General features: G+C 61.1%; 25 protein-coding genes. 17 read left to right on the plus strand and 8 right to left on the minus strand.

What is annotated here, in order from left to right; all coding sequences use genetic code 11:
• Positions 1-111 precede the first annotated feature (111 nt).
• Together AFK66_RS13805 and malI are read left to right on the plus strand one after the other, a co-directional pair.
• The gene (locus AFK66_RS13805) at positions 112-1,611 is read left to right on the plus strand and encodes a PTS transporter subunit EIIC (RefSeq protein WP_007781643.1); all 1,500 of its coding nucleotides are present in this window, start codon (positions 112-114) and stop codon (positions 1,609-1,611) included.
• A gap of 64 nt (positions 1,612-1,675) precedes the next feature.
• Complete coding sequence (gene malI, locus AFK66_RS13810) at positions 1,676-2,692, plus strand: Mal regulon transcriptional regulator MalI (RefSeq protein WP_007781642.1); 1,017 nt, start codon at positions 1,676-1,678, stop codon at positions 2,690-2,692.
• A 137-nt stretch (positions 2,693-2,829) separates the two neighbouring features.
• Here malI and cysS read toward each other — a convergent pair whose 3' ends face one another.
• A complete protein-coding gene (cysS, locus tag AFK66_RS13815; RefSeq protein WP_023899188.1) occupies positions 2,830-4,215 on the minus strand; it encodes a cysteine--tRNA ligase in 1,386 nt (461 codons plus the stop codon).
• A 176-nt stretch (positions 4,216-4,391) separates the two neighbouring features.
• On the opposite strand from cysS, the gene ppiB reads away from it, so the two are divergent.
• From ppiB to purK, 4 genes are all read left to right on the plus strand, one after another.
• Positions 4,392-4,886, plus strand: a complete 495-nt coding sequence (ppiB, locus tag AFK66_RS13820) for a peptidylprolyl isomerase B (RefSeq protein ID WP_004387145.1) — start codon at positions 4,392-4,394, stop codon at positions 4,884-4,886.
• A gap of 3 nt (positions 4,887-4,889) precedes the next feature.
• A complete protein-coding gene (lpxH, locus tag AFK66_RS13825) occupies positions 4,890-5,612 on the plus strand; it encodes a UDP-2,3-diacylglucosamine diphosphatase (protein ID WP_007781594.1) in 723 nt (240 codons plus the stop codon).
• A gap of 132 nt (positions 5,613-5,744) precedes the next feature.
• Positions 5,745-6,254 carry a 5-(carboxyamino)imidazole ribonucleotide mutase gene (gene purE / locus AFK66_RS13830; RefSeq protein ID WP_023899189.1) on the plus strand — a complete coding sequence of 170 codons (510 nt, stop codon included), beginning with the start codon at positions 5,745-5,747 and terminating at the stop codon, positions 6,252-6,254.
• Complete coding sequence (purK, locus tag AFK66_RS13835; protein ID WP_023899190.1) at positions 6,251-7,318, plus strand: 5-(carboxyamino)imidazole ribonucleotide synthase; 1,068 nt, start codon at positions 6,251-6,253, stop codon at positions 7,316-7,318. Before purE ends, purK begins: the two co-directional genes overlap by 4 nt.
• 227 nt (positions 7,319-7,545) lie before the next feature.
• Here the strand turns inward: purK and AFK66_RS13840 are convergent, their stop codons facing one another.
• The 3 genes from AFK66_RS13840 to AFK66_RS22760 are packed head-to-tail and all read right to left on the minus strand — an operon-like array spanning position 7,546 to position 10,305.
• Positions 7,546-8,691, minus strand: a complete 1,146-nt coding sequence (locus tag AFK66_RS13840; RefSeq protein ID WP_023899191.1) for a trans-sulfuration enzyme family protein — start codon at positions 8,689-8,691, stop codon at positions 7,546-7,548.
• 11 nt (positions 8,692-8,702) lie between these two features.
• On the minus strand, positions 8,703-10,073 hold the full coding sequence (locus tag AFK66_RS13845) for a pyridoxal-phosphate dependent enzyme (protein WP_023899192.1): 1,371 nt from the start codon (positions 10,071-10,073) through the stop codon (positions 8,703-8,705).
• A gap of 58 nt (positions 10,074-10,131) precedes the next feature.
• Positions 10,132-10,305 carry a hypothetical protein gene (locus AFK66_RS22760; protein ID WP_165688903.1) on the minus strand — a complete coding sequence of 58 codons (174 nt, stop codon included), beginning with the start codon at positions 10,303-10,305 and terminating at the stop codon, positions 10,132-10,134.
• 103 nt (positions 10,306-10,408) lie between these two features.
• Here AFK66_RS22760 and mnmH point away from each other — a divergent pair, with 103 nt between their 5' ends.
• Complete coding sequence (gene mnmH / locus AFK66_RS13850) at positions 10,409-11,542, plus strand: tRNA 2-selenouridine(34) synthase MnmH (RefSeq protein WP_007781578.1); 1,134 nt, start codon at positions 10,409-10,411, stop codon at positions 11,540-11,542.
• On the opposite strand, the gene ybbP is transcribed toward mnmH, so the two are convergent.
• Together ybbP and ybbA are read right to left on the minus strand one after the other, a co-directional pair.
• Entirely contained in the window at positions 11,532-13,943 is a 2,412-nt protein-coding gene (gene ybbP / locus AFK66_RS13855; protein WP_023899194.1) for a putative ABC transporter permease subunit YbbP, read from the minus strand. The two genes, mnmH and ybbP, sit on opposite strands and share 11 nt — an antisense overlap.
• Positions 13,940-14,626, minus strand: a complete 687-nt coding sequence (gene ybbA, locus AFK66_RS13860; protein WP_007767829.1) for a putative ABC transporter ATP-binding protein YbbA — start codon at positions 14,624-14,626, stop codon at positions 13,940-13,942. Before ybbA ends, ybbP begins: the two co-directional genes overlap by 4 nt.
• Here ybbA and tesA point away from each other — a divergent pair.
• The 7 genes from tesA to AFK66_RS13895 all read left to right on the plus strand — a co-directional run bounded on the left by tesA (position 14,594) and on the right by AFK66_RS13895 (position 21,342).
• Complete coding sequence (gene tesA / locus AFK66_RS13865) at positions 14,594-15,223, plus strand: multifunctional acyl-CoA thioesterase I/protease I/lysophospholipase L1 (protein ID WP_032983165.1); 630 nt, start codon at positions 14,594-14,596, stop codon at positions 15,221-15,223. The two genes, ybbA and tesA, sit on opposite strands and share 33 nt — an antisense overlap.
• 28 nt (positions 15,224-15,251) lie before the next feature.
• The gene (locus AFK66_RS13870) at positions 15,252-16,022 is read left to right on the plus strand and encodes an SDR family oxidoreductase (protein ID WP_007781569.1); all 771 of its coding nucleotides are present in this window, start codon (positions 15,252-15,254) and stop codon (positions 16,020-16,022) included.
• A gap of 58 nt (positions 16,023-16,080) precedes the next feature.
• Complete coding sequence (locus AFK66_RS13875; RefSeq protein ID WP_007781566.1) at positions 16,081-16,935, plus strand: co-chaperone YbbN; 855 nt, start codon at positions 16,081-16,083, stop codon at positions 16,933-16,935.
• Between the two features lie 110 nt (positions 16,936-17,045).
• Positions 17,046-17,963 (plus strand): SPFH domain-containing protein, encoded by a 918-nt coding sequence (locus tag AFK66_RS13880; protein WP_004385479.1) that lies wholly within the window; start codon positions 17,046-17,048, stop codon positions 17,961-17,963.
• Positions 17,960-18,415: an NfeD family protein gene (locus AFK66_RS13885; RefSeq protein ID WP_007781561.1), complete on the plus strand. Its 456-nt coding sequence runs from the start codon at positions 17,960-17,962 to the stop codon at positions 18,413-18,415. Before AFK66_RS13880 ends, AFK66_RS13885 begins: the two co-directional genes overlap by 4 nt.
• 93 nt (positions 18,416-18,508) lie before the next feature.
• Complete coding sequence (locus AFK66_RS13890; protein WP_023899200.1) at positions 18,509-20,653, plus strand: PA5441 family protein; 2,145 nt, start codon at positions 18,509-18,511, stop codon at positions 20,651-20,653.
• Positions 20,623-21,342: a DUF3142 domain-containing protein gene (locus tag AFK66_RS13895; protein ID WP_007781557.1), complete on the plus strand. Its 720-nt coding sequence runs from the start codon at positions 20,623-20,625 to the stop codon at positions 21,340-21,342. The genes AFK66_RS13890 and AFK66_RS13895 overlap by 31 nt, the downstream gene beginning before the upstream one ends.
• A 2-nt stretch (positions 21,343-21,344) precedes the next feature.
• On the opposite strand, the gene cueR is transcribed toward AFK66_RS13895, so the two are convergent.
• Positions 21,345-21,755 carry a Cu(I)-responsive transcriptional regulator gene (gene cueR, locus AFK66_RS13900; RefSeq protein WP_032974653.1) on the minus strand — a complete coding sequence of 137 codons (411 nt, stop codon included), beginning with the start codon at positions 21,753-21,755 and terminating at the stop codon, positions 21,345-21,347.
• Between the two features lie 173 nt (positions 21,756-21,928).
• Positions 21,929-22,156: a hypothetical protein gene (locus AFK66_RS13905; protein ID WP_007781550.1), complete on the minus strand. Its 228-nt coding sequence runs from the start codon at positions 22,154-22,156 to the stop codon at positions 21,929-21,931.
• Positions 22,157-22,430: 274 nt separating this feature from the next.
• Here AFK66_RS13905 and copA point away from each other — a divergent pair, with 274 nt between their 5' ends.
• The 3 genes from copA to AFK66_RS13920 all read left to right on the plus strand — a co-directional run bounded on the left by copA (position 22,431) and on the right by AFK66_RS13920 (position 26,237).
• Positions 22,431-24,938, plus strand: coding sequence for a copper-exporting P-type ATPase CopA (gene copA, locus AFK66_RS13910; protein ID WP_023899202.1), 2,508 nt, complete (start codon positions 22,431-22,433; stop codon positions 24,936-24,938).
• Between the two features lie 132 nt (positions 24,939-25,070).
• Complete coding sequence (locus AFK66_RS13915) at positions 25,071-25,322, plus strand: type II toxin-antitoxin system Phd/YefM family antitoxin (protein WP_007781540.1); 252 nt, start codon at positions 25,071-25,073, stop codon at positions 25,320-25,322.
• Positions 25,323-25,436: 114 nt separating this feature from the next.
• Complete coding sequence (locus AFK66_RS13920; protein ID WP_032977093.1) at positions 25,437-26,237, plus strand: TraB/GumN family protein; 801 nt, start codon at positions 25,437-25,439, stop codon at positions 26,235-26,237.

Genomic DNA, 26,237 nt, shown 5'->3' on the forward strand with positions numbered 1-26,237 from the left:
GTTGCGCGAAAAGGCCGCGATCCCACAGCATAGGTAGAACGTTCTACTAGAACGTTCTACCTACTATAAAACAGGGCGCAAAAGCCCGGCTGTTCCAATCGGGGGATCGGTATGAGTCTGATAACAGGTTTGGTTAAATCGCTTTCAAAATTGTCGATGATAGGCCGCGCGCTAATGCTGCCTATTTCGCTGCTGCCCGCCGCCGGCCTGCTGCTGGCCTTCGGCGATAAATTCCATCTGCCGCTGATGATGAACGCGGGCGGGGTTATTTTCGATAACCTGCCGCTGCTGTTCGCTATCGGCTCCGCCGTCGGTCTGGCGTCGGAATCCGGCATCGCGGCGCTCTCGGCGGCCGTCTCGGTCTTTATCATTAATATCACCATCAGCACGCAGCTTGGCATCACGCCGGAAATGGCGGCGAGCGGCGGCAAATATGCGATGGTGGTCGGCATTCCCACGCTGCAGATGGGCGTGTTCGGCGGACTGATTTCAGGCATTCTCGCCGCGTGGTGTTATAACCGTTTCCACACGCTACAACTGCCGGAGTTCCTGGGATTCTTCTCCGGCAAACGGTTTGTGGCGATTGCCGCGGCGTTTCTCTCCTTCCTGCTCGGGCTGGCTCTGCCGTACGTCTGGCAACATATTCAGGCGGGCATCGACGCGCTGTCGGTTATCGTCAACGGCGATAATCAGGCAGCCTCGACGTTTATCTTCGGGCTGGTAGAGCGCGCGCTTATCCCGCTGGGCCTGCACCATATCTGGTATCCGTCGTTCTGGTATTCGTTTGGCGATTACACCACCCAGAGCGGCCAGGTTATCCACGGCGACCAGACCATCTGGTTCAAAATGCTGGAAGAAGGCGTGAAAAGCTTTAGCAGTAATACCTACCAGAACGCCGGTAAGTTTATGCAGGGCGAGTTCCCGCTGATGCTGTTCGCGCTGCCGGCGGCGTGTCTCGCGATGTATCACGAAGCCAGCACGAAGAATAAGAAAATCGCCTCCGGCATTCTTTTCTCCGCCGCGCTGACCTGTTTTCTGACGGGGATCACGGAGCCGGTTGAATTTACCTTTATTTTTGTCGCGCCGGTGTTGTATGTATTTAACGCCATCATGGCGGGGCTTGCGTATATGTCCATGTATTTACTGGACGCGCATATTGCCAAATCGTTCTCCGCCGGGCTTATCGACTATATTTCGTTCGGCATTCTGCCCTCCTTTAACGGCTATCAGACGCACTATCTGAACGCGGTTATCGTCGGCATTCCGATGGCGATTATTTACTACTTTACCTTCCGCTTTGTGATCCGCCGTTTTGACGTGAAAACGCCGGGCCGCGTGGATGTCACCGCCAGCGTGGATGATAAAACCGATGCAGAGCTGGCGGGCAACATTGTGGGTCTGCTGGGCGGTAAAGAGAACATCACCAGCGTCGGCGCCTGTATTACGCGCCTGCGTCTGGAAGTGGCGCGCCCGGATCTTGTTGATAGAGACGGGCTGAACGGGCTTGGCGCGCGCGGCGTGGTGTTTGTGGGCGATAACGGTATTCAGGTGATTTTCGGGGCGCGCGCGCAGTTCATTGCGCAGAGCCTGTCAGGCATGACGGGGAAATAGCAGTGCCTGCGCGGGCCTCACGTCAGGCCCGCGACATCAGCGATAAAAGGATAAATCAGGGCAGATGAAAAAGGTCAGCATTATCGATGTGGCGCGCCAGGCGGGCGTTTCGGTTTCGACGGTCTCGCTGGTGCTGCGTGAGAAGGGAAAAATCTCTGCCGCGACCATCGAAAAGGTGCATGCCGCCATTGAGGCGCTCGGCTACGTGCATAACGTCGCGGCCGCTAACCTGCGCGGTAAAACCTCGAACCTGATTGGTTTGGTCGTTGAGGATCTCAACGATCCCTTTTCAACGCGCGTGACGGCAAGCCTGGTGCAGGCGCTGGAGGCGCAGGGTTTTATGGTGATCCTCACCCAGCCTGGGCGCGAAACGGGCCGGCTTGAGAGCTGTTTTGTCTCCTTTACACGCCAGGGCGTGGCGGGGGTAGTTTATCTGACCGCCGATTCCCGCCACCGCGCGCTGCCCGCGCCGGTCGTGCAGAGCACGCTGCCGCTGGTGGTGGTATCGCAGTCGCCGGTGGAAGAGAAGCTTAACAGCGTGGTGCGCGATAACCGCCAGGCAGGCGGGCTCGCCACGCGTTATCTGATTGAGCGCGGCCACCGCAATATTGCCTATATCGGCGGTACGCCGGGGTGTCTTATCCGCGAGGAGCGGCTTTTCGGCTACCGTGCGGCGCTGTCGCAATACGGGCTGCCGTGGCGTGATGAGTTCGCGCCCGCCTGCGCCGAGGAGACGCTTGCGGTAAGCCAGACGGTGCGCCAGCTTCTTGAGGCGAATAATAAAATTACCGCCCTGCTGTGCCATTCGCCGCACGCGATTATCGGCTGCCTGGAGGCGATTCATCAGGTGGGCCGCACGGTGGGGAAAGATGTGTTCCTGACGCAGCAGGTGTCGCTGATTGGCTTTGAGGACATGATGCACGTGAACCTGACGTCGCCCTCGTTTACCTATGTCTCTTCCGCCAGCGAAGAGACCGGGCACCAGGCGGCGGGGTTAATTGTGCGGCTTATCCGCGAGCCGGGCCTGCCCGCGCAGCGGATTACGCTTTCGGGCCAGCTGATTGCGCGGGGATCGGCGTAAGGGATGACGGTGGGTGCGCTTCGCTTACCCACCCTACAACGAATGTCGCATCGTTTCGTAGGGCAGGTAAGCGCAGCGCACCTGCCGAAACCACGTAAACCACAGGTATAAAAAAAAGCGGCTTTCGCCGCTTTTTCTTATTTACGTCGCCAGGTCGTGCCCTGCGGGCCATCTTCCAGAATAATGCCCATCTCGTTTAAGCGATCGCGCGCGGCGTCCGCTGCCGCCCAGTCTTTCGCTTTACGCGCTTCAAGACGCTTAACGATCAGCGCTTCGATCTCCGCCACTTCATCGTCGTTGGCCTGCGCGCCGGATTGCAGGAACTGCTCCGGCGCCTGCTCCAGCAGGCCCAGCACGGCGGCAAGCTTACGCAGATGCGCGGCTAACTGGTTCGCCGCGCTGCTGTCTTCCGCTTTCAGGCGGTTCACTTCACGCGCCATATCAAACAGCACCGAATACGCTTCCGGCGTGTTGAAATCGTCGTTCATCGCCTCGACAAAACGCGCTTCGAACGCCTCGCCGCCTGAGGCTGTCGCGCTGGCGTCGGTGCCGCGCAGCGCGGTATAGAGACGCTCAAGCGAGGCGCGCGCCTGTTTTAAGTTCTCTTCGCTGTAGTTAAGCTGGCTGCGGTAATGGCCGGACATCAGGAAGTAGCGCACGGTTTCGGCGTCGTAGTGCTGCAGCACGTCACGTACGGTAAAGAAGTTGCCGAGCGATTTGGACATCTTCTCGCGATCGACCATAACCATGCCGGAGTGCATCCAGTAATTCACATACTCGCCATCATGCGCGCAGGTGGACTGCGCGATTTCGTTTTCATGGTGCGGGAACATCAGGTCAGAGCCACCGCCGTGAATATCGAAATGGCTGCCGAGCTGCTTGCAGTTCATCGCGGAGCACTCAATATGCCAGCCCGGACGCCCGTCGCCCCACGGAGACGGCCAGCTCGGCTCGCCCGGCTTGGACATCTTCCACAGCACGAAATCCATCGGGTTACGTTTGCTGTCGGCCACTTCCACGCGCGCGCCCGCCTGGAGCTGCTCCAGATCCTGACGCGAAAGTTTGCCGTAATCGGCGTCGCTTTCCACCGCGAACATCACATCGCCGTTGCCCGCGACATACGCATGGCCGCGTGCGATCAGCTGCTCAACGATTTCAATAATTTCCGGAATATGCTGCGTCGCGCGCGGCTCGCTGTCCGGGCGCAGAATATTCAGCGCATCGAAATCTTTGTGCATCTCGGCGACCATGCGGTCTACCAGCGCCACAAAATCTTCGCCGTTCTCGTTCGCGCGTTTAATAATTTTGTCGTCAATATCGGTAATATTGCGCACGTATTTCAGCTTATAGCCGAGAAAACGCAGGTAGCGCGCCACGACGTCAAACGCGATAAACGTGCGGCCATGGCCGATGTGACAGAGATCGTAAACGGTAATACCACACACATACATGCCGACTTCCCCGGCATGGATAGGCTTAAATTCCTCTTTCTGGCGACTCATGGTATTGAAGATTTTTAACATCAGAAGTTTCCGTGTCAGTGTGTGGTAAGCAGATAAAACCCCTATATTACCCATAATTGAAAGCGCAAGCACCCCACTTTGCAAGGTGAAGCAAGCGGTGAGTTATGCTATAACAGCCTCCTACTGTGGCTTCTTTCGGAAGCCGAAGCACCACTGAAACAAAACAGGATGCAGACATGGTTACTTTTCACACCAATCACGGCGACATCGTAATCAAGACGTTCGATGACAAAGCGCCGGAAACGGTAAAAAACTTTCTGGACTACTGCCGCGAAGGTTTCTACGACAACACCATTTTCCATCGTGTAATCAACGGCTTTATGATTCAGGGCGGCGGCTTTGAGCCGGGCATGAAACAGAAAAGCACTAAAGATCCTATCAAGAACGAAGCCAACAACGGCCTGAAGAACACCCGCGGTACGCTGGCTATGGCGCGCACCCAGGCGCCGCACTCCGCGACGGCCCAGTTCTTCATCAACGTTGTTGATAACGACTTCCTGAACTTCAGCGGCGAAAGCCTGCAGGGTTGGGGCTACTGCGTGTTCGCAGAAGTGGTCGAAGGTATGGACGTGGTTGATAAAATTAAAGGCGTTTCCACCGGCCGCAGCGGCATGCATCAGGATGTGCCGAAAGAAGACGTGATTATCGAGCGCGTAACCGTCAGCGAGTAATTCGTGGCGACGCTCTTTATTGCAGATCTTCATCTGTGCTCAGAAGAACCGGCGATTACCGCCGGTTTTCTGCGTTTTTTAGCCGGTACCGCGCGTGAAGCGGACGCCCTTTACATCCTGGGCGATCTTTTTGAAGCCTGGATTGGCGATGACGACCCGGAACCGCTGCACCGCGAGATAGCCGCCGCCCTGCGCGCGCTCGTGCAATCCGGCGTTCCCTGCTATTTCATCCACGGCAACCGTGATTTCCTGCTTGGCCGTCGCTTCGCCCGCGAAAGCGGTATGCAATTGTTGCCTGAAGAGCAGGTGCTGGATCTCTACGGCAGACGCGTCCTGATTATGCATGGCGACACGCTATGCACCGACGATGCCGGTTATCAGGCGTTTCGCGCCAAAGTGCATAAGCCGTGGCTGCAAACCCTTTTCCTCGCACTCCCCCTGCGGCTGCGCCGCCGCATCGCCGCCCGCATGCGCGCCGGCAGCAAAGCCTCCAACAGCCAGAAAGATCTCGCCATCATGGATGTCAACCCGCAGGCAGTGGTCGAAACCATGGAACGCCAGCAGGTGCAGTGGCTTATTCACGGCCACACCCACCGCCCTGCCGTCCACACGCTGGAGGCGAACGGCAAGCCCGCGCACCGCGTGGTGTTAGGCGCCTGGCACAGCGAAGGCTCGATGGTCAAAGTCACCCCCGACAACGTGGAACTGATAGCCTTTCCGTTCTGATCCGCGCGGTACTTTTTGCCGCGCTCGCGCCTACGCAACCGTTTTCCTTGCCGGTTTTCCGTGATATTCTCAAGGCCCTCGTAACGGCGACCCCGTTGATTTTGCCGCCTGACCACAGGAGTTTTGAGACGTATGTCTTCCAGCCACACCCCGGCGCGTATCGCCATCGTCATGGGTTCCAGAAGCGACTGGGCCACCATGCAGTTTGCCGCAGAAATTCTCGATGCCCTGGATGTTCCTCACCACGTTGAAGTGGTCTCCGCGCACCGCACGCCCGATAAACTCTTCAGCTTCGCCGAGCGCGCGCAGGAGAATGGGTTTCAGGTGATCATCGCGGGCGCAGGCGGCGCGGCGCATCTGCCGGGCATGATTGCCGCGAAAACGCTGGTGCCGGTGCTGGGCGTGCCGGTACAGAGCGCGGCGTTAAGCGGGCTGGACAGCCTCTACTCTATCGTACAAATGCCGCGCGGCATTCCGGTGGGCACGCTGGCTATCGGTAAAGCGGGCGCGGCGAACGCGGCTCTGCTGGCCGCCCAGATCCTGGCGCAGCATGATAGCGCGCTGCTGGCGCGTCTTGAGGAGTGGCGTCAGAAGCAAACCGATGAGGTGCTGGAGAATCCGGACCCGCGGGGTGAGGCATGAAGCAGGTATGCGTGCTGGGTAACGGCCAGCTTGGCAGAATGCTGCGCCAGGCGGGCGAACCGCTTGGCATTCGCGTCTGGCCGGTAGGGCTCGACGCCGATCCGCAGGCGGTGCCGTTCGCGCAGAGCGTTATTACGGCAGAAATTGAACGCTGGCCGGAAACCGCCCTGACCCGCGAGCTGGCGCGCCACAACGCGTTCGTTAACCGCGATGTTTTCCCGCTTATCGCCGACCGTTTCACTCAGAAACAGCTACTCGATAAGCTGAATCTTCCCACCGCGCCGTGGCAGCTGCTGGCAAGCAGCGACGAATGGCCGCAGGTGTTTGAGACTCTCGGTGAGCTGGCTATCGTCAAGCGCCGCACCGGCGGCTACGATGGACGCGGCCAGTGGCGTCTTCGCGAAAACGAGACTGAGACGCTGCCCGCCGAATGTTACGGCGAATGCATCGTCGAGCAGGGCATTAACTTTACCGGCGAAGTATCGCTGGTGGGCGCGCGCGCGCATGACGGCAGCGCGGTCTTTTACCCACTGACCCACAACCTGCATCAGGACGGCATTCTGCGCACCAGCGTGGCCTTCCCGCAGGCGAACGCCACGCAGCAGAAGCAGGCCGAAACGATGCTGCGCGCGATTATGGACGAGCTGAATTATGTGGGCGTGATGGCGATGGAATGTTTCGTGACGCCGCAAGGCCTGCTGATTAACGAGCTGGCGCCGCGCGTGCATAACAGCGGCCACTGGACGCAGAACGGCGCGTCCATCAGCCAGTTTGAGCTGCATCTGCGCGCCGTGACCGGCCTGCCGCTGCCGCAACCGGTAGTGAGCGGCCCATCGGTGATGGTGAATCTGATCGGCACCGATCTGAATTACGACTGGCTGAAGCTGCCGCTGGTGCATTTGCACTGGTATGACAAAGAGGTGCGTGAAGGCCGTAAAGTCGGGCATCTCAATCTGAGCGATGCCGAGGCGACGCTGATTGACGCCACGCTGGAAGCGCTCGCCCCGTTGCTGCCGCCGGAATACGCAAGCGGCATCGCCTGGGCGCAGGCGCATTTGCGATAAAAAAGCACCCTGCGGGGTGCTTTTTTATTGGGTGTCGCGGTTGCCTTCATGGTGGGTGCGCTGCGCTTACCCACCCTACCATTCACCTTTTTACTGGGTGTGATGGGTGTTTGAATGGTGGGTGCGCTGCGCTTACCCACCTTACCATTAATCGTTGCTCATACCCGCCAGGCATAAGGCAGAAATATTGTAGGGCGGGTAAGCGCAGCGCACCCGCCAGTCCGATATTACGCCTCCAGCGCCTGCTCAAGATCTGCGAGCAAATCCTCCGCGTCTTCAATCCCGACCGACAACCGAATCAACTGCGGCGTAATGCCATTCGCCAGCCGCTGTTCAAGCGGAATCGAGGCGTGCGTCATACTGAACGGCTGGCTCACCAGGCTCTCCACGCCGCCGAGACTCTCGGCAAGCGTAAAGAGCCGCAGCTTTTTAATCACCTGCGCGGCACGCTGGTCATCGCCGCGCACCACGATGGAAATCATTCCGCCCGCCAGCGCCATCTGACGGCGCGCCAGCGCATACTGCGGGTGGCTTTCCAGCCACGGGAAAAACACCTTTTCCACCTGCGGATGCTGCGCCAGCCGCTGCGCAATCTTCAGCGCGCTGGCGCTGTGGCGCTCCATACGCAGCGCCAGCGTGCGAATGCCGCGCAGCGTCAGAAAGCTGCTGAACGGATCGAGCACGCCGCCGACGGCGTTCTGCAAATAGGCCAGCTGCTGCGCCAGTTCAGGGTTATCGCCCACAACCGCCAGCCCCGCCACCACGTCGGAGTGGCCGTTCAGGTATTTGGTGGCCGAATTCACCACGATATCAAACCCGAGCGTCAGCGGGCGGTGAATGGCGGGCGAGGCGAACGTATTATCCGCGACGCTTATCAGCCCGTGCCTGCGCGCCAGGCCAGCAATCGCTTCGAGATCCGCCAGTTTCAGCAGCGGGTTGGTCGGCGTTTCGACCCAGATCATCCGGGTTTCCGGGCGGATCGCCGCCTCCAGCGCCGCGAGATCGTCAGGCTTCACCCAGGAAACGGTCAGCCCGGCGGTGCGCTTACGCACGTTTTCCAGCAGCCGGTACGTGCCGCCATATACATCGTCCACCGCCACGATATGGCTCTCTTTATCGAGCAGCTCCAGCACCGTGGAAATGGCCGCCAGCCCGGAGGCGAACGCGAACCCCTGGCTGCCCGCTTCAAGCTCCGCGATGGCGCGCTCCAGCGCGTGGCGCGTCGGGTTGCCGCTGCGCGAATATTCATAGCCGGTATGCTCGCCGGGCGCGGGCTGCGCGTAGGTGGAGGTGGCGTAAATCGGCGGCATCACCGCGCCATGCTGATCGTGATGCGTGCCGCTGTGCACGCTGAGCGTTGCGAATTTATCCATGATAAAACTCCTTAAGATTCAAGCTGGTTGCGCCAGCGGTTCAGCACATCAGTACGGGTGATAAGCCCGAGAAAGCGCGTCTCGTCGGTAATCACCGCCACCAGACCGCGTTCGAAAACCTCAAACAGTTCCCGCTCGCTGGCGCTTTTATCGAGCGTCACCACCTCGCGGTTCATGGCCGCCGAGACGGGCGTGAGAAAGCGCTGGCTGTCGCCGCGGATAAACGTCAGCAGATCCCACTCATCGACAATGCCCACCACGAGCCCCTGCGCCAGCACCGGAAGCTGCGAGATATCGTAAAGCCGCATCCGGGCGAGCACCGTCGCGAGCGAGTCATCAGAGGCCGCGGTCACGGCTGCGCCTTCATCATGGCGAAACGCGATGTAGTCGCGCAGATCGCCCACGGCGGGCCGCGTCTGTAGCCCCTGCTGACGCAGCCAGTCGTCGTTAAACATTTTCGAGAGATATTTATTGCCGCTGTCGCAGGCAAACGTCACCACGCGTTTCGGGGTGGTCTGCGCGCGGCAGTAGCGCAGCGCGGCGGCCAGCAGCGTGCCGGTAGAGGAGCCTGCCAGCACCCCTTCGATTTTCAGCAGATCGCGCGCGGCGGCGAACGCGGCGGCATCGGTTACGCGAAAAGCCTGCCGGACGCCCTCCAGATGCGCGAGCGGCGGAATGAAATCCTCGCCGATGCCCTCCACCAGCCACGATCCCGCCTCGTGATAGCGCCCCGTTTCAACCTGATCGGCCAGGATCGATCCTGCCGGATCGGCAAGCACGAATTCAGTGTGGGGCGAGTGCTTGCGAAACCAGGCCTGAAGCCCGCCGAGCGTGCCGCCGGAGCCAACGCCGACCACGATAGCGTCAATGCGCCCTTCCGCCTGCGCAAAAAGCTCCGGCGCGGTGGTGGTCTGATGCGCCAGCGGGTTGGCGGGGTTATTAAACTGGTCGATATAAAACGCGCCGGGCGTTTCATCAGCGAGGCGCTGCGCGTAATCCTGGTAATAGGCCGGGTGGCCTTTGTTAACGTCCGAGCGAGTGAGCCGCACATCCACGCCCAGCGCGCGCAGGTGGTAAATTTTCTCGCGGCTCATTTTGTCCGGCACCACCAGAATCAGCTTGTAGCCCTTCTGGGCGGCGATAAGCGCAAGGCCGAGGCCAGTGTTGCCCGCCGTGGCTTCAATAATGGTGCCGCCGGGAGACAGCCGCCCCAGGCGTTCGGCCTCGTTAATCATTGAGAGCGCCACGCGGTCTTTAATCGAACCACCGGGGTTCTGGTTTTCCAGTTTCAGCAGCAGTTCACACGGGCCGGTATCGAGCTTTGCGAGGCGCAGCAGCGGCGTCTGACCGATAAGAGAGGTTACAGAATCGACTATCGACATGGTCGGTTTATCCAGTCATCAGAGAATGGCCAAATGATAGGACTGCGTTTTTTCGCGGTTAAAGAATCATTCGCGGGTCTTTAGAACCAGATGGAATATTCTCTGCTGTTCTGGCGGTAAAGAAGTCAAGCGGTAAAGTCGTCCGGAAATATCGATGGCTGAATAAGGCTTTTTTGCTGCCATTTTCGCCATTTTTTCTTATACAGACGCCCGCTTTTGCCGGTTTGCGCATTTGGATTGCCGGAATTTATCGAAGCCGCCCGGCACGTTTTCCGTATACCCCGGCAAGAAGGCGCGGCGTACAATGGCGGCGTATTAAAAAAGACGAGAACAACATGCAAAAGGATGCACAACGGCGGCCAGACAGCGACGACGCGCTGGCGCTTATCACGCGCGGCGTCACGCTGATTGACGTTCGCGCGCCGGTGGAGTTTGCGCAGGGCGCGATGCCAGGGGCGATTAATCTGCCGCTGATGAATAACGACGAGCGCGCGGCGGTCGGTACCTGTTACAAACAGCACGGCCAGCAGGCCGCACTGGCGCTCGGCCACCGGCTGGTGTGCGGCGAGGTGCGCGAAGCCCGGCTTAACGCGTGGCGTCTCGCCTGCGAGCATCATCCCGAAGGCTATCTCTGCTGCGCCCGCGGCGGAATGCGCAGCCATATCGTTCAGCAGTGGCTGCGCGAGCGCGGCATCGACTATCCGCTGGTGGAAGGCGGTTATAAACGGCTGCGCCAGGCGGCGATGGACGCCACGGATCGCTTAAGCCGTCTGCCGATGGTGCTCATAGGCGGCTGTACCGGCAGCGGCAAAACGCAACTGGTGAAAGCACTGCCGACCGGCATTGACCTGGAGGGGCTGGCGCATCATCGCGGCTCGTCCTTTGGCCGGACGCTGACGCCGCAACGGGCGCAGGCCAGTTTTGAAAACCATCTCGCCGCCGCGATGCTTAACCATCACGCCCGCTGGACGACCCTCAGCAACCCGTTCTGGGTGCTGGAAGATGAAGGCAAAATGATAGGCGCCAACCATCTGCCCGCCGTACTGCGCGAACAGATGCTACAGGCGCCGGTGGTTGTGGTTGAAGAGCCGCTGGAGCGCCGTCTGGAGCGGCTGCGTGAAGAGTATTTTGTGCAGATGCACGCAGCGTTTCAGGCAGCGCTCGGCGATGACGCCGCAGCCTGGCGCGCTTACGGCGACTACCTGCACCACGGGCTTTACGCCATCCGCCGCCGTCTGGGGCTTGCGCGCTACGCGGAGCTTGCCTCGCTACAGGCCGCCGCGCTCGTCCATCAGCAGCGCTCCGGTGAAACACATGCGCATTTCGCCTGGCTTGCGCCGCTGCTGGAGGGCTATTACGACCCGATGTATCGCTATCAGTTAGAGAAAAAAGCACAGCACATCGCGTTTCGCGGCGACCACCAGCAGGTGGACGCCTGGCTGCGTCACCGCTACTGCGCTAGCCGTTAAACTGGCGAAACAGCGCTTTGCCTTTTAAGAGCCGCACGCCGAGCCAGCCGCCGCACAGCGACAATAACAGCGCGCCGCAGAGCGGCAGCATCACCCACAGCCGCCAGTCCGGCTCCCACGGGAAGTCAAACACGCGGGTTTGCAGCACGCCGAGCGCCACTTCCGCCCCGATGGCGGCCACCAGCCCCGCCACCAGGCCAAGCAGCGCGAACTCGCCCCAGAGCGTGGCGCGCAGCAGTTTTTTCTCCGCGCCCAGCGTGCGGTAGACCACCAGCTCCTGGCGGCGCTGATGCATGCCCACCTGCACCTGCGCCAGCAGCAGCAACACGCCGCAGGCGGTCACCAGCACGACCATCACCTCCAGCGCGCGGCTCACCTGCTCCAGCACCTGGCCTATCTGTCTGAGGATCGCCCCGATATCCAGCACGCTCACCGTCGGAAACTCCCGGTTAAGCTGGGTCAGTATGGTGTCGGCCTTGTCAGCGCGGAAACTGGTCAGGTAACTCTGCGGCTGCCCGTCCAGCGCGCCAGGCGGGAAGATAAAGAAAAAGTTAGGCCGCAGGCTCTCCCAGTCCACTTTACGCAGGCTGGTCACTTTCGCCGTAAACGCCTGGGTGTCGCCAGTGAAGGTCACGCTGTCGCCAGGCGCGATATTCAGGCGTTTCGCCAGCCCCTCTTCCATCGAGACTTCGCCCGCGCGCGGCGGCCAGCGTCCGGCAGTGAGCGGATTATGCGCCGGGCGCTCCGCCTTCCAGGTGAGATTCAGCTCACGGTTGAGCGCCTCATCCTCGTTGCCCACGGTGGCCTTGCCGTTAATCTGCGTCAGCCGCGCGCGAACGATGGGGTAAAACGCCTGCGGGATAATCTGATGCTCCGCCAGAAACGCTTTCACCGCGTCGCGCTGCTCCGGTGCGATGTTAATCAGAAAATAGTTCGGGCTCTCCGGCGGCAACTGCTGCTGCCAGCGGTCGAGCAGATCGCCTCTTAACACCAGCAGCAGCGCCAGCAACATGAAAGAGAGCGAAAACGTCGCAAGCTGGCTCAGGGTTTGCCACGGCTGGCGCAACAGGCGGTTGACCGCCAGACGCAGCGCCAGCGAGCGCAGCCGCAGGCGACGCATCGCCCACAGCAGTGCCCAGCCCGCAAGCCCACACAGCGCCGCCAGCACGACGGCACCCGCGAGCACTGCCCAGAGCAGCATCCGGCCGCCCATTAATCCGGCAAGCAGCGCCACCACAATCAGCGCCATTACCGGCAAATAGATTTTCAGCGGCCAGAGATTGGCCACCGCGTCGCGGCGCAGCACACGCAGCGGCTGTGTTGCAAGCAGTAGCCGGTAAGGCCGCAGCCCTACCAGCAGCGAAATCACCACCATCGCGCCCACGGCCCACAGCCACGGCCAGAAACTCGCTTCCGGCAGCGCGGCAGGCAGCACCGGTTTGAGCAACTGCATCAGGATCGCTTCAAAAAGCAGGCCTGCCGCCCCGCCGGTGACAGTCGCCAGCAGCACCATCAGCCACTGGCCGACAATCAGCTTGCGCAGCGCCGCGCGTCCGGCGCCCAGCGTTTTCAGAATAGCCACCAGATCATAGCGGCTGCGGCAGTAGTGGTTCATCGCCACCGCCACCGCGGCCACCGCCAGCAGCAGGGTCAGGAGCGCCGAGAGCAACAGAAATTGCTGCGAGCGCTGGAGCGATTTACCGAGCGCGCTGTCGTCCTGCTCAAGGCCGGTCCAGCGGTGTTCCGGCTGAAGCTGCGGCAACAGCCAGCGTTCATACTGCGCGAGCGCCTCAGGCTCGCCTGCGAATTTATAGCGCCAGGTGAGACGGCTGCCGGGCTGCACCGCGCCGGTCTGTTCGACATCCGCCAGGTTCATCAGCAGTCGTGGGGCCATCTGGAACGGGTTAAAGCCGCTGTCGGGCTCCTGAATCACCTCGCCCGCCACCTTCAGCGTCGCGTCGCCCACCTCCACCGGATCGCCAGGTTTCACGCCAAGCAGCGCCATCAGGCGCGGTGCCAGCAGCACCGTGCCCGGCGCAGGCAATAGCCCCTGCGGGCGCGTTTGCAGCGTGCCGTAGAGCGGGTAGCGTGTATCCACCGCCTTAACGCTCGCCAGCTGCGGGCGGTCGGCGGCAAACGTCATGGTGGAAAAACTGAGCTGCCGCGAGACGGCCAGGCCGTCTTCCCCGGCTTTGTCGAGCCACGCCTGCGGCACCGCGCGGGAGCTCTTAAGCGTCCGGTCGCCCGCCATAAATTCACGGGTCTGCTGGCTTAAGCCTTTCTCCATGCGGTCACTGATGTTGCCGAGCGCCAGCACGCAGGCGACCGCCAGGCTCAGCGCCAGCCAGACGATTAATAGCGATGGCGAGCGCCATTCGCGCCAGAACCAGCGGGCCGTCATGCTTCCTCCCACAGCTTGCCGTCGCGCAGCCGCAGCGTGCGATCGCAGCGGGCCGCCAGTTCAGGATCGTGCGTCACGAGGATAAGCGTGGTGCCGCTGTCGCGGTTTAAGGAGAAGAGCAGATCGGCGATGCGATCGCCCGTTTGGCGATCCAGATTGCCGGTAGGTTCATCGGCAAACAGCACCGCCGGGCGACCGTTAAACGCGCGCGCCAGCGCCACGCGCTGCTGTTCGCCGCCGGAGAGCTGCGCGGGCAGGTGATCGAGGCGTTTGCCAAGCCCGAGCTGTTCCAGCAACGCCTGCGCCTGCTGGCGGCTGGCCTTGCCGGTTTCGCCGCGCAGCATCGCGGGTAGCTCGACATTCTCCAGCGCGTTGAGTGTCGGGATCAGCATGAACGACTGAAACACAAAACCGACGTCCCGCGCGCGCAGCCGCGCCCGCGCTTCTTCGTCCATCTGGTGCAGCGGCTCGCCGAGCAGGCGCACTTCGCCGCTGGTGCCGTCGTCCAGACCCGCGAGTATGGCCAGCAGCGTTGACTTGCCGGAGCCGGACTCGCCCACCAGCGCAATGCTTTGGCCCGGTTTGACAACCAGTTCAACTCCGGTAAGGATGGACAGGGCGTGTTCCCCCTGACCGACGGATTTATTAAGATGATGAACTTCAAGAATGTTTTCCGCTGGCATTTCCCTTTCCTGTTACTGGCGTTATTAAGCTTTCGCGCCGCCGCGGCGGACACGTTACTGGTGCTGGGCGACAGCCTGAGCGCGGGCTATCGTATGGCGGCGGACGCCGCCTGGCCTGCGCTGCTGAACGATAAATGGCAGCAGCGCGACGTGCGCGTGGTGAACGCGAGCATCAGCGGCGACACCGCACAGCAGGGCCTTTCGCGCCTGCCTGCGCTGCTTAAGCAGCATCAGCCGCGCTGGGTGCTGATTGAGCTTGGCGGGAATGACGGCCTGCGCGGTTTTCCGCCGGATACGCTTTCCGCCACGCTCAGGAAAATCATAGAACAGGTTAAAACCGCGGGCGCGGAGCCGCTGCTGATGCAGATAAAACTGCCAGCGAACTACGGACGCCGCTACAATCAGGTGTTTGAAGCGATTTACCCGGAACTGGCGCACTCTTTTTCCATCCCCCTGCTGCCCTTTTTTATGGAAGAGGTTTACCTCAAACCGCAGTGGATGCAGGACGATGGCATTCATCCCAATCGCGACGCCCAGCCGTTTATCGCCGACTGGATGGCGCAGCGACTGGCCCCTTTAGTTAAACACGACTCATAACCCTGCGGGGCGCTGAGCGGGTAAAGTTATGCAAAAATCACTCTTAATTACAGGATGTTCCAGCGGTATTGGTCTTGCCTGCGCGCATGAGCTGCGCCGTCAGGGCTTTCAAATCCTTGCGGCCTGCCGCAAGCCGGACGATGTGGCGCGAATGAACACGCTGGGTTTTACCGGCATTGAACTCGATCTCGACTCCCCGCAGAGCGTGGAGGCCGCCGCGCAGGAGGTGATCCGCCTGACGAATAACCGGCTGTACGGGATTTTCAATAACGGCGGCTACGGCGTGTACGGGCCGCTCTCCACCATCAGCCGCGCGCAGATGGAACAGCAGTTCTCGACGAACTTTTTCGGCGCGCATCAGCTCACCATGCTGCTGCTACCCGCGATGCTGCCGCACGGCGAAGGGCGCATCGTCAACACCAGTTCGGTCATGGGGTTAATTTCCACGCCCGGACGCGGCGCCTACGCCGCCAGCAAATATGCGCTGGAGGCATGGTCTGACGCGCTGCGCATGGAGCTGCGCTACAGCGGCGTGAAGGTGAGCCTGATTGAGCCCGGCCCTATTCGCACGCGCTTTACGGATAACGTTAACCAGACGCAGGCGGATAAACCCGTTGAAAACCCCGGCATCGCCGCGCGTTTTACGCTCGGCCCGGAGGCGGTCGTCGCCAAAGTGCGCCATGCTTTTGAGAGCCCGAATCCGCGCATTCGCTATCCGGTCACGCTGGTGACGCATGCGGTAGGCATACTCAAACGGCTACTGCCGACGCGAATCATGGACAAAATTTTACACGGGTAAGTTGAAGGCGAGCGCCCTGCCCCCATGTAAAAAGGAAATCGACAACAGAGAGTGACTCATGTCCGAACAGAATATTATCAACCTCAGCGAAGCGAACCTGCATCAGATCCTGGAGCAATCCATGACGGTGCCGGTGCTCTTCTATTTCTGGTCCGATCGCAGCCAGCACTGCCAGCAGCTGACGCCGGTACTGGAAAAACTGGCGAACCAGTATCAGGGCCAGTTTATCCTCGCGAAAGTGGACTGCGATAACGAACAGGCCATCGCCGCGCAGTTTGGCCTGCGCGCCATCCCGACGGTCTACCTGTTCAGCCAGGGCCAGCCGGTGGACGGCTTCCAGGGGCCGCAGCCGGAAGAGGCGATCCGCGCGCTGCTGGACAAAGTGCTGCCGCGTGAAGAAGAGCTGAAAGCGCAGGAAGCATTGGCGCTGATGCAGGAAGGCAAAAACGCCGAAGCGCTGCCGCTGCTGAAAGAGGCCTGGCAGATGTCGAACCAGGCGAGCGAAATCGGCCTCCTGCTGGCGCAGGTGCAGATCGCCCTTAACCGCTCTGAAGACGCGGAAGCGGTGCTGAAAACCATTCCGTTACAGGATCAGGACACCCGTTATCAGAGCCTGGTGGCGCAGATTGATCTGCTGAAACAGGCGGCGGACACGCCGGAAATCCAGCAGCTGCAACAGCAGGTGCAGCAAAATCCGGATGACGCGCAGCTCGCCAGCCAGCTTGCGCTGCAGCTGCATCAGGTCGGGCGTAACGAAGAGGCGCTGGAGTTGCTTTTCGAACACCTGAAGAAAGATCTTAGCGCCGCCGACGGTCAGGCGCGTAAAATGTTCCAGGAAATCCTGGCCGCGCTGGGCACCGGTGACGCGCTGGCGTCAAAATATCGCCGTCAGCTCTACTCCCTGCTCTACTGATCTCCCACCGGCAAGGATGCCGTGACAATCCCCTGCCAGATTCGGGCGCTGCGCCCGGCGCTGGCAGGCGGTAGAATAGTCGCTATTGCACACAACAGGAGGTTGGTTCGATGCTGTTTATTATCCCCGTACTTATTTTCGTCGCGCTGGTTATCGTTATGGCTGGCGTCAAAATCGTGCCGCAGGGTTTCCAGTGGACGGTGGAACGCTTTGGCCGCTATACCAAAACTCTTCAACCTGGCCTGAATCTCGTGGTGCCGTTTATGGATCGCGTGGGCCGTAAAATCAATATGATGGAGCAGGTGCTCGATATCCCGTCGCAGGAGGTTATCTCTAAAGATAACGCCAACGTCACTATCGACGCCGTCTGCTTTATTCAGGTGATCGACGCGCCGCGCGCGGCGTATGAGGTGAGCAACCTGGAGCTTGCCATCATCAACCTGACCATGACCAACATCCGTACCGTGCTGGGCTCAATGGAGCTGGACGAAATGCTGTCGCAGCGTGACAGCATCAACACCCGCCTGCTGCACATTGTCGATGAAGCCACCAACCCCTGGGGCATCAAAGTTACGCGTATCGAAATCCGCGATGTGCGCCCGCCCGCCGAGCTTATCGCCTCGATGAACGCCCAGATGAAAGCCGAACGTACCAAGCGCGCCTATATTCTGGAGGCCGAAGGCGTGCGCCAGGCGGAGATCCTCAAAGCCGAGGGCGAAAAACAGTCGCAGATCCTCAAAGCGGAAGGCGATCGCCAGTCGGCGTTCTTGCAGGCGGAAGCCCGTGAGCGTTCGGCCGAGGCGGAAGCGCGCGCCACGAAAATGGTTTCCGAAGCGATCGCCGCGGGCGATATTCAGGCGGTGAATTACTTTGTGGCGCAGAAATATACCGATGCGCTCCAGCAGATTGGCTCTTCCAGCAACAGCAAAGTGGTGATGATGCCGCTCGAGGCCTCAAGCCTGATGGGCTCGATCGCCGGGATCGCCGAACTCATGAAAGAGAGCGGCAACGAGCGTAAACGCCCATGATGACGCTTATCCTCTCTCACCCTCACGTCTTCTGGCTCTGCCTGGGCGGCCTGCTGCTGGCGGCAGAAATGCTCGGCAGCAACGGCTTTCTGCTCTGGAGCGGCGTGGCGGCGGTGGCGACCGGGCTGCTCGCCTGGCTTCTGCCGCTGGGCTGGGAGTGGCAGGGCGTCAGTTTCGCGCTGTTCATGCTTATCGCCGTCTGGCTCTGGTGGCGCTGGCTGTCACGTCGCGCACAGCCGCGGCCTGACAATGCGCTGAACCAGCGCGGCCAGCAGCTGATCGGCCAGCGCTTTACGCTCACGCAGGCGCTGGAGAATGGCCGCGGGCAGATTACCGTTGGCGACAGCGTCTGGCCGGTCGTGGCGAGCAGCGATTTGCCGGCAGGTACGGTCGTGGAAGTGGTCGCGCTCGACGGCATTCGCCTGCGCGTGCAGGCGAGCCGGACGCAATAGCCGATTCTCGCAAGACAGCACTGTTCAATAAAAGCCTGTTCGGGCATGATCCGGACAGGATTTTTTACAAAATATTCACAAGGAAACGACGTTATGACGCTACGACTGACAGGGATCGCCCTCGCGCTGCTGACGCTGCCCACGCTCTGCGCGCAGGCCTCTTCCGATATCGAAGACTGCACCTGGGGCACGCCGGGCTGCGTTCTGCAAGGCGAGCCCTGGCTTAATGTGAATAACGACACCCGCGACAACCTGATTCGCATGATAAGCGAGCAGAAACATTTCGCGCTGCCGGTCTGGCCGCTGCCCGCCGACACGCGCACCACCCGCGATTACCACTTTGGGTATCACGAAGAAGACGTCACGGAAACTGCCACGCCCGGCGCCGCCGCAGGCGATGCGCCGGACCCGCTGGCGACGCTGCTGACCAGCATGCATATCGACCCGGCCGCCGCGACGCTCAGCGACGCCGACCGTGAAAACCGTTTTGTCTCCAATAATTCGCAGAGCGTCATCGCGTTTCTGATCGCGCTGAATAATGAGAAATCGCTGACCGACGCGCAGCGTCAGCATCTGGCGCAGGCGCGTCTGAGTATCTATCAGGCACCTGACAGCACGCCAGAGAGCCTCAACGCGCCGCAGGGATCGGCCGCCGCCGCGTTCGATGAATATCTTGGCGCGGCGAGCGCGTTTTATCAGGGCGACTACCCCGCCGCGACGGAACGCTTTAGCGCGCTTAAAGCCAGCAGCCAGCCGTGGGTGGCGCAGACCGCCGCCTATATGCTGATGCGCGTGGCGCTTAACCAGAGCAGCGCCGCGGCGGTGGACGACGATTACGGCCTGTTTGACACTACTAAAATTGACAAAAACGCCGCGCGCCAGGCGCTCGCCTTTTCCGAGGCGTACCTGAAAGCCTGGCCGGATGGCAACTACGCTGACTCCGCGCGCGGCATGCAGCGACGCATCTACTGGTATCTCCAGGACTGGGACGCGCTGGCCCCGCGCTACGAGCAGGCGCTGAAAGCGGCACCGGACGCCGATGCCCTGCGCGCGCTGCTTTTAGAGAACGACACCAAACTGCAAAGCAAAGACGCCAGCGGCGACACCTGGTTTATCAGCAGCCCGGACGCGCCGCTGCTCACCTTTACCCAGACGCTGCGCTGGCTGCGCGAAAATGAACGTAAAGCCGACAAAAACCCGCACGTGACGCGCCAGATGCTCGACGATTACAAACTCATCTATGAAAAAGCGGGGCTGATGCCGCTGTGGAACTACCTGCAAAACGCGTGGCTCTTCTGGCAGCAGCAGGATTACGCGGCCGTCGTGGCGGCGATTAAGCCTGCCGACAGCGTGCCGCAGAACGATATTCTCGCCTTCAGCGAGCAGGTGCTGTACGGCGACGCGCTGGGCGCGCAAAAGCAGTGGGCCGCCGCGCGCGACCACTGGCAGCGCCTGCTGAAATCCGCCAAACCGGGCGCTGAACAGCAGCTGTTGCAGATGAAACTGGCGGCCGCGCTGGTTGAGAACAACGAAACGGCGGCGATTTTCGCGCCGCAGAGCCTGGTGACGGGCCTGCGCTACCGCTCACTGGTGCTGAAAACCAGAGCGCCGCTGGATCTCCTTAAAGACCAGGCGCTGCACGGCATGAATAACGAAGAGCGCACGATTGCGCTGCACACGCTGCTTACACGCCATCTGACCGAAGGCCGCTACCAGGATTATCTCCAGGATAAAGCGCTCGCAGGCGATCTCAAACCGCTGGATGAGAAGACATACGGTGACGTCAGCCTGACCATTTTCAACTGGAAAGGCGACGATGTGGCGAAAGGCTACGCCTGCAGGCCTCTCGACGAGACCGCGAAAACGCTGGCGGCTCACCCGGACGACAGCCACGCGCTGAACTGTCTCGGCGAGTTTTTCCGCCTGACGGGCGCGCAGGTCAACCCGTGGGGCGACAGCGGCGGCAACAGCACGCTCGATACCGTGACCCGCACCGAACACCCGGTCGGGCTGCCGAACCGTCAGCACTATTACCAGCAGGTCATCGCCAACCCGAAAGCCGAGCCGGAGGATAAAAGCTACGCGCTGTACCGCGCCGTGATGTGCTATGCGCCGTCAGGGTATAACGACTGCGGCGGCGAGGATGTCGATAAAGCGACGCGCAAAGCCTGGTTCGGGCAGCTTAAGAAAAACTGGCCGGGAAGCCCATGGGCGCAGCAGCTCAAATATTACTGGTAAGCCTGCTGCTGGCGACAACGAGCGCGTGGGCGCAGACGACGCGGGCGAATGACGCCGACTACCGGGCCTTCTGGCTCTGGTCCGGCGTCAGGCCGTCTGCGGCGCTACGTCAGGCCGAGGTTATCTATCTGCATCAGGGCGATGTGGTGACGCGCCAGGGCAAGCCCGTGTTTGTGCGCCTCGGCCAGCCGGTCGCCCGTCTGCGAGCCCCTGCCCTCTGGCTTACCGTGCGGCTTGAGCGGCTCGATCTCAGCGATGAGATGCTCGACACGCTGGCCCGCCTGCCCGTGCGCTGGGCGCAGGCGGGAAATCCGGTGACCGGGTTACAGATTGATTTTGACGCAGCGACGCGGCGCATCGGAGATTATGGGCAGTTTTTAACGCGGCTGCGGGCGCGGCTGGATGGCCGTTTCGCGCTCGGCGTGACCGGCCTGCTCGACTGGGCGCAGACCGGCAGCGTCGCGCAGCTTAACGCCCTGCCGGTGGATGAACTGGTGGTACAGACCTATCAGGGGCGACACACGGTGCCGGGCTACGCGCGCTATTTACCCGCCCTGCTCGGCCTACGCATACCGTTTAAAATTGGCATCGCCCAGAATGGCGAGTGGGATAAGGCGCAGGAGAAAACCCTTGCGGCGTCGCCCTGGTATCGCGGCGCGGTGGTTTTTGTGATGAACGGCGAGCGCTGATCTTACGCGTCAGCGCGTCGGTGGCAGCAGCCGGAAAGGTTATCGATAATCGGGCAGTCGGCGCTGTCATCCCCTGGACACGCGGCCGCGAGATCCAGCAACTGCTGGCGCATCGCCCGCAGACTTTCGATATGGCTTTCAATTTCCGCCACCTTTTGCAGCGTGCGCGCTTTAACGTCCGCGCTGTGCCGGCCCGGATCGTTAAACAGATGCACCAGCTCGCGACACTCTTCCAGGTTAAACCCCACCAACCGCGCCTGGCGCAGCAGCGTCAGTTCATCGATATGCCGCTGCGAATAGGTGCGGTAGCCGTTATCGCCGCGCAGCGGCGGCGTCACCAGCCCTTTCTCTTCGTAAAAACGAATCGCTTTGCTGGTAAGCCCGGTTTTTTTCGCCACATCGCTGATATTCACGTTTCCCCCTTCAGGCGTTTGCATGACGTCGTGCCGTAAAGCCCGGTGGTACTCCACCAGATTACGCGCTACATCGCCATAAATGCAATTTGCCGCGGTAATCCCGGCAATTCGCTAAGGGATTATAACGCACGACGTCCCGTAAAGGCTGGCCGAAAGCATCACAGCCGAGGTTAATGCTTCCGAATCACTTTTGTGCCGAGAAACCAGCCAGCGAAGGCACCGATCGCAGCCAGTAACGGGGTTCCTGTCAGGAAAATCAGAAAGTTTTGCGACATTTGATCTTCACCCTGTATCGGCCCCACCACTACGCGACACACCACCGGCAAGATCAGCAGCATCAGCGCTGCGCCGCATACCGCCCCGCTCGCAGCAAAAAGCGATAATTTCAGAAATTTCATAACATTTTCCAGAAACTGGTTTCGCGCATGTACAAGAAGTTATCAGCGAACCACGCTAACAGAAACGCCCTGCGCTTTCGCTCTTTTCTTCACTCCATACCGGACACATTGCCCACCTTTCGGGCGCTATCTGGACACTTTTATACACGCGTCTTTCCGTCCGTGTTTTAAAAACTTGACCTTCCCCTTGATGGAAGGTTTACGCTTAACCACAGTCGAAAGCATTTTGTTTTCCGGTCAACCCGAGGCTGACCACTTACTGAGGAGACAATGTATGTCAAACACCATAGAACTGGCCCTGGACGGGCTTTCCTGCGGACACTGCGTAAAACGGGTGAAAGAGAGCCTGGAGCAGCGCCCGGACGTTGAACGCGCGGATGTCACGATTGAACATGCCAGCGTCACCACCACCGCGCCTGCGGACGCCCTGATTGAGACGGTGAAACAGGCCGGTTACGACGCGACGCTCGCACACCCAAAGGCTAACCCGCTGACAGAGTCATCAACCCCGTCGGAAGCACTGACAGCGGCGCAACCTGAGCTTCCGGCAGCGGATATCGCCGACGATGACGACGGCCGACAGCTGCTTATCAACGGCATGAGCTGCGCCAGTTGCGTGAGCCGCGTTCAGAACGCCCTGCAAGGGGTGGCGGGCGTCACGCAGGCACGGGTCAACCTGGCGGAGCGCACGGCGCTGGTGATGGGCCATGCCTCCGCCGCTGAATTAATCGCGGCGGTAGAAAAAGCGGGCTACGGCGCAGAGGCTATCGATGACGACGCCGAACGCCGCGAGCGCCAGCAGCAGACCGCGCAGGCGGCCATGAAACGCTTTCGCTGGCAGGCGGCGCTCGCGCTCGCCGTCGGCATTCCGGTGATGATCTGGGGCATGTTCGGCGACAATATGATGGTCACCGACGCCAACCGTTCGCTCTGGCTGATCATTGGGTTTATCACGCTCGGCGTGATGATTTTCGCGGGCGGTCATTTCTATACCAGCGCCTGGAAAAGCCTGCGCAACCGCAGCGCGACGATGGATACGCTGGTGGCGCTCGGCACCGGCGCGGCCTGGCTCTACTCCATGAGCGTCAACCTCTGGCCGCAACATTTTCCGATGGAAGCGCGTCACCTTTATTACGAAGCCAGCGCCATGATTATTGGTCTGATTAACCTCGGCCATATGCTGGAGGCGCGCGCCCGCCAGCGCTCATCGAAGGCGCTGGAGCGCCTGCTGGATCTCACGCCGCCGGTTGCGCGCGTCGTCACGCCGCAAGGCGAGAAAAGCGTGCCGCTGGCGGAAGTGACGCCGGGCATGACGCTGCGCCTCACCACCGGCGATCGCGTCCCGGTGGATGGCGACATTACCGACGGCGAAGGCTGGTTTGACGAAGCGATGCTGACCGGCGAACCTGTGCCGCAGCAAAAAGCGGCGGGTGACGCCATTCACGCGGGCACCGTCGTGCAGGATGGCAGCGTGCTGTTTCGCGCCGCCGCGGTGGGCAACCACACCACGCTGTCGCGCATTATCCGCATGGTGCGCCAGGCGCAGAGCAGCAAGCCGGAAATCGGCAAGCTGGCCGACCGTATCTCCGCCGTGTTCGTTCCGGTCGTGGTGCTGATTGCGCTGTTCAGCGGCGCGGTCTGGTATTTCGCTGGCCCGGCTCCGCAGATCGTCTATACGCTGGTGATTGTCACCACGGTGCTGATTATCGCCTGCCCCTGCGCGCTGGGCCTTGCCACGCCGATGTCGATTATCTCAGGCGTCGGGCGCGCGGCGGAGTTCGGCGTGCTGGTGCGTGACGCCGACGCGCTGCAACGCGCAAGCGACGTCGACACGCTGGTGTTCGACAAAACCGGCACGTTAACCGACGGCAAACCGCAGGTGGCGGCCATCTCCACCACGGGCGACATCACCGAAGCGGACGCGCTGCGCCTCGCCGCCGCGCTGGAGCAAGGCTCCAGCCACCCGCTGGCGCGCGCCATTATCGAACGCGCCAGCGGCGCAGAACTTCCCGCCGTCAATGGTTTTCGCACGCTGCGCGGTCTTGGCGTTAGCGGTGAGGCGCAGGGCAAAACGCTGCTGCTCGGTAATCAGGCGTTGCTGGAGGAAAACGGTATCACGACCGACGCGCTGCGCGATGAGGCGCAGCGTCAGGCAAGCCTCGGTGCCACGCCGGTGCTGCTGGCGGTGAACGGTACGCTGGCGGCGCTCTTCGCCATTCGGGACCCGCTGCGTGAAGACAGCGCCGATGCCCTGGCGCGCCTGCACCGCGAGGGCTACCGGCTGGTGATGCTGACCGGCGACAATGCCGTCACCGCGAACGCCATCGCCCGCGAGGCAGGCATTGATGAGGTAATTGCAGGCGTGCTGCCGGATGGCAAAGCGCAGGCCATTCAGAAGCTTCAGCAGGCGGGCCGCAAAGTGGCGATGATTGGCGACGGCATTAACGACGCCCCGGCGCTGGCTCAGGCGGAAGTGGGGATCGCGATGGGCGGCGGCAGCGATGTGGCCATTGAAACCGCCGCGATTACGCTGATGCGCCACAGCCTGACCGGGGTCGCCGACGCGATGGCGATTTCTAAAGCGACGCTTGGCAATATGAAACAGAACCTGCTCGGCGCTTTTATCTATAACGCGCTCGGCATTCCCGTCGCGGCAGGCGTGCTGTGGCCGCTGACCGGCACCCTGCTGAACCCGGTGGTCGCAGGCGCAGCGATGGCGCTTTCCTCCATTACCGTCGTCAGTAACGCCAACCGGCTGCTGCGATTTAACCCGAAAAAATAAGCCTTAAGCCCGCTCCGGCGGGCTTTTTTATCGCCGTAATACGGCGGTGCAGATTCGGAAAACGGCGCTGGTCGTCATCGTGTATAGCGTTTAAAATGAACGAATCGAACGATTCATACGAAAGGGCTGATGATGCAAACGCTTACCGCGAACGAAGCGAAAACCCAGTTTGGCAATTTATTGCTGATGGCGCAGCGTGAACCTGTCCAGATCAACCGCAACGGCAAACCCGTCGCGGTGGTGATTTCTGCGCAGGAGTACGCAGAAATTGACGCGCTTAAACGCCAGTTGTTGCAGGCGAAACTGGAACGTGCGAAACAGGATATCGACCACGGCAGACTGGCCGACGGCGCTGATTATTTTCGACAACTCATGGACGAATAAAGGACCACGCTTGCCTGCCGGTGAACTCTCCGTCCGAACGGCTTGACCCCGCCTCTTGTTTGCACCCGTCCCGCCTGCGCGTTAGCATGGCTTTTTACGTCAGTGGAAGTGGTTATGGGCCTGTTATGTCGTCTGCGCACCTGGTTTGACACGCTGCGCCCCGGTTATCCGTGGCCGGCGGTCGATATTACGCTGCCCGGCGGGCGCTATCTGCACCTGGTCGGCAGCATTCATATGGGCACTGCGGATATGGCGCCGCTCCCCGCGCGTCTGGTGGATAAACTGCGGCGCGCCGACGCGCTGATTGTCGAAGCCGATATCCGTGGCAATGACTCGCCCTTCGGCGATCCGCCGCCCTGCCCGCCGCTCGGCGAGCGTCTCGACGAGGCGCTGTTCCTCCAGCTTGAGAAACTCATCGACGATCTGGCGCTGCCGCTCTCCCGGCTCGATACGCTGCCGCTCTGGCAGGTGGCGCTGATTTTACAGGCGCACCAGGCGCAGCGCCTCGGCCTGCGGCCCGATTTTGGCATCGATTATCAGCTCTTAAACGCGGCGCAGACGCACCAGGTGAAAGTAAACGAACTGGAGGGCGCGCAGAGCCAGGTGGAGCTTTTGCGTCGTCTGCCGCAGGACGGTCTGGCGCTGCTTGAAGATACGTTAATCCACTGGCACACCAACGCGCGCCTGTTGCAGATTATGATCGGCTGGTGGATGGCGCGTCCGCCCGAGGCTGCGGGGAGCGTCACGCTGCCGAACACCTTCAGCGCCGAGCTTGGCGATATGCTGATGCAGCAGCGTAACCGGCAGTGGCACCACTACCTGCTCTCGCTACCGCCGGGGCGCTATGTGGTGGCGGTCGGCGCGCTGCATCTCTACGGCGAAGATAACCTGCCGGCAATGTTTCGCGCCTCATAA

Source organism: Cronobacter malonaticus LMG 23826 (assembly GCF_001277215.2).
Classification (GTDB): Bacteria; Pseudomonadota; Gammaproteobacteria; order Enterobacterales; family Enterobacteriaceae; genus Cronobacter; species Cronobacter malonaticus.

What these genes read in the sequence shown, in the direction of transcription:
- purE (WP_023899189.1), top strand. Translation starts at nt 5,745, where the DNA reads ATGTCTTCCAGCCACACCCCGGCGCGTATCGCCATCGTCATGGGTTCC.
- AFK66_RS13885 (WP_007781561.1), top strand. Translation starts at nt 17,960, where the DNA reads ATGATGACGCTTATCCTCTCTCACCCTCACGTCTTCTGGCTCTGCCTG.
- ybbP (WP_023899194.1), bottom strand. Translation starts at nt 13,943, where the DNA reads ATGACGGCCCGCTGGTTCTGGCGCGAATGGCGCTCGCCATCGCTATTA.
- mnmH (WP_007781578.1), top strand. Translation starts at nt 10,409, where the DNA reads ATGCAAAAGGATGCACAACGGCGGCCAGACAGCGACGACGCGCTGGCG.
- AFK66_RS13845 (WP_023899192.1), bottom strand. Translation starts at nt 10,073, where the DNA reads ATGTCGATAGTCGATTCTGTAACCTCTCTTATCGGTCAGACGCCGCTG.
- purK (WP_023899190.1), top strand. Translation starts at nt 6,251, where the DNA reads ATGAAGCAGGTATGCGTGCTGGGTAACGGCCAGCTTGGCAGAATGCTG.
- AFK66_RS13875 (WP_007781566.1), top strand. Translation starts at nt 16,081, where the DNA reads ATGTCCGAACAGAATATTATCAACCTCAGCGAAGCGAACCTGCATCAG.
- malI (WP_007781642.1), top strand. Translation starts at nt 1,676, where the DNA reads ATGAAAAAGGTCAGCATTATCGATGTGGCGCGCCAGGCGGGCGTTTCG.
- AFK66_RS13870 (WP_007781569.1), top strand. Translation starts at nt 15,252, where the DNA reads ATGCAAAAATCACTCTTAATTACAGGATGTTCCAGCGGTATTGGTCTT.
- AFK66_RS13905 (WP_007781550.1), bottom strand. Translation starts at nt 22,156, where the DNA reads ATGAAATTTCTGAAATTATCGCTTTTTGCTGCGAGCGGGGCGGTATGC.
- AFK66_RS13895 (WP_007781557.1), top strand. Translation starts at nt 20,623, where the DNA reads ATGGGCGCAGCAGCTCAAATATTACTGGTAAGCCTGCTGCTGGCGACA.
- AFK66_RS13840 (WP_023899191.1), bottom strand. Translation starts at nt 8,691, where the DNA reads ATGGATAAATTCGCAACGCTCAGCGTGCACAGCGGCACGCATCACGAT.
- AFK66_RS22760 (WP_165688903.1), bottom strand. Translation starts at nt 10,305, where the DNA reads ATGCGCAAACCGGCAAAAGCGGGCGTCTGTATAAGAAAAAATGGCGAA.
- AFK66_RS13890 (WP_023899200.1), top strand. Translation starts at nt 18,509, where the DNA reads ATGACGCTACGACTGACAGGGATCGCCCTCGCGCTGCTGACGCTGCCC.
- AFK66_RS13915 (WP_007781540.1), top strand. Translation starts at nt 25,071, where the DNA reads ATGCAAACGCTTACCGCGAACGAAGCGAAAACCCAGTTTGGCAATTTA.
- AFK66_RS13920 (WP_032977093.1), top strand. Translation starts at nt 25,437, where the DNA reads ATGGGCCTGTTATGTCGTCTGCGCACCTGGTTTGACACGCTGCGCCCC.
- tesA (WP_032983165.1), top strand. Translation starts at nt 14,594, where the DNA reads ATGATGAACTTCAAGAATGTTTTCCGCTGGCATTTCCCTTTCCTGTTA.
- AFK66_RS13805 (WP_007781643.1), top strand. Translation starts at nt 112, where the DNA reads ATGAGTCTGATAACAGGTTTGGTTAAATCGCTTTCAAAATTGTCGATG.
- AFK66_RS13880 (WP_004385479.1), top strand. Translation starts at nt 17,046, where the DNA reads ATGCTGTTTATTATCCCCGTACTTATTTTCGTCGCGCTGGTTATCGTT.
- ybbA (WP_007767829.1), bottom strand. Translation starts at nt 14,626, where the DNA reads ATGCCAGCGGAAAACATTCTTGAAGTTCATCATCTTAATAAATCCGTC.
- cysS (WP_023899188.1), bottom strand. Translation starts at nt 4,215, where the DNA reads ATGTTAAAAATCTTCAATACCATGAGTCGCCAGAAAGAGGAATTTAAG.
- copA (WP_023899202.1), top strand. Translation starts at nt 22,431, where the DNA reads ATGTCAAACACCATAGAACTGGCCCTGGACGGGCTTTCCTGCGGACAC.
- ppiB (WP_004387145.1), top strand. Translation starts at nt 4,392, where the DNA reads ATGGTTACTTTTCACACCAATCACGGCGACATCGTAATCAAGACGTTC.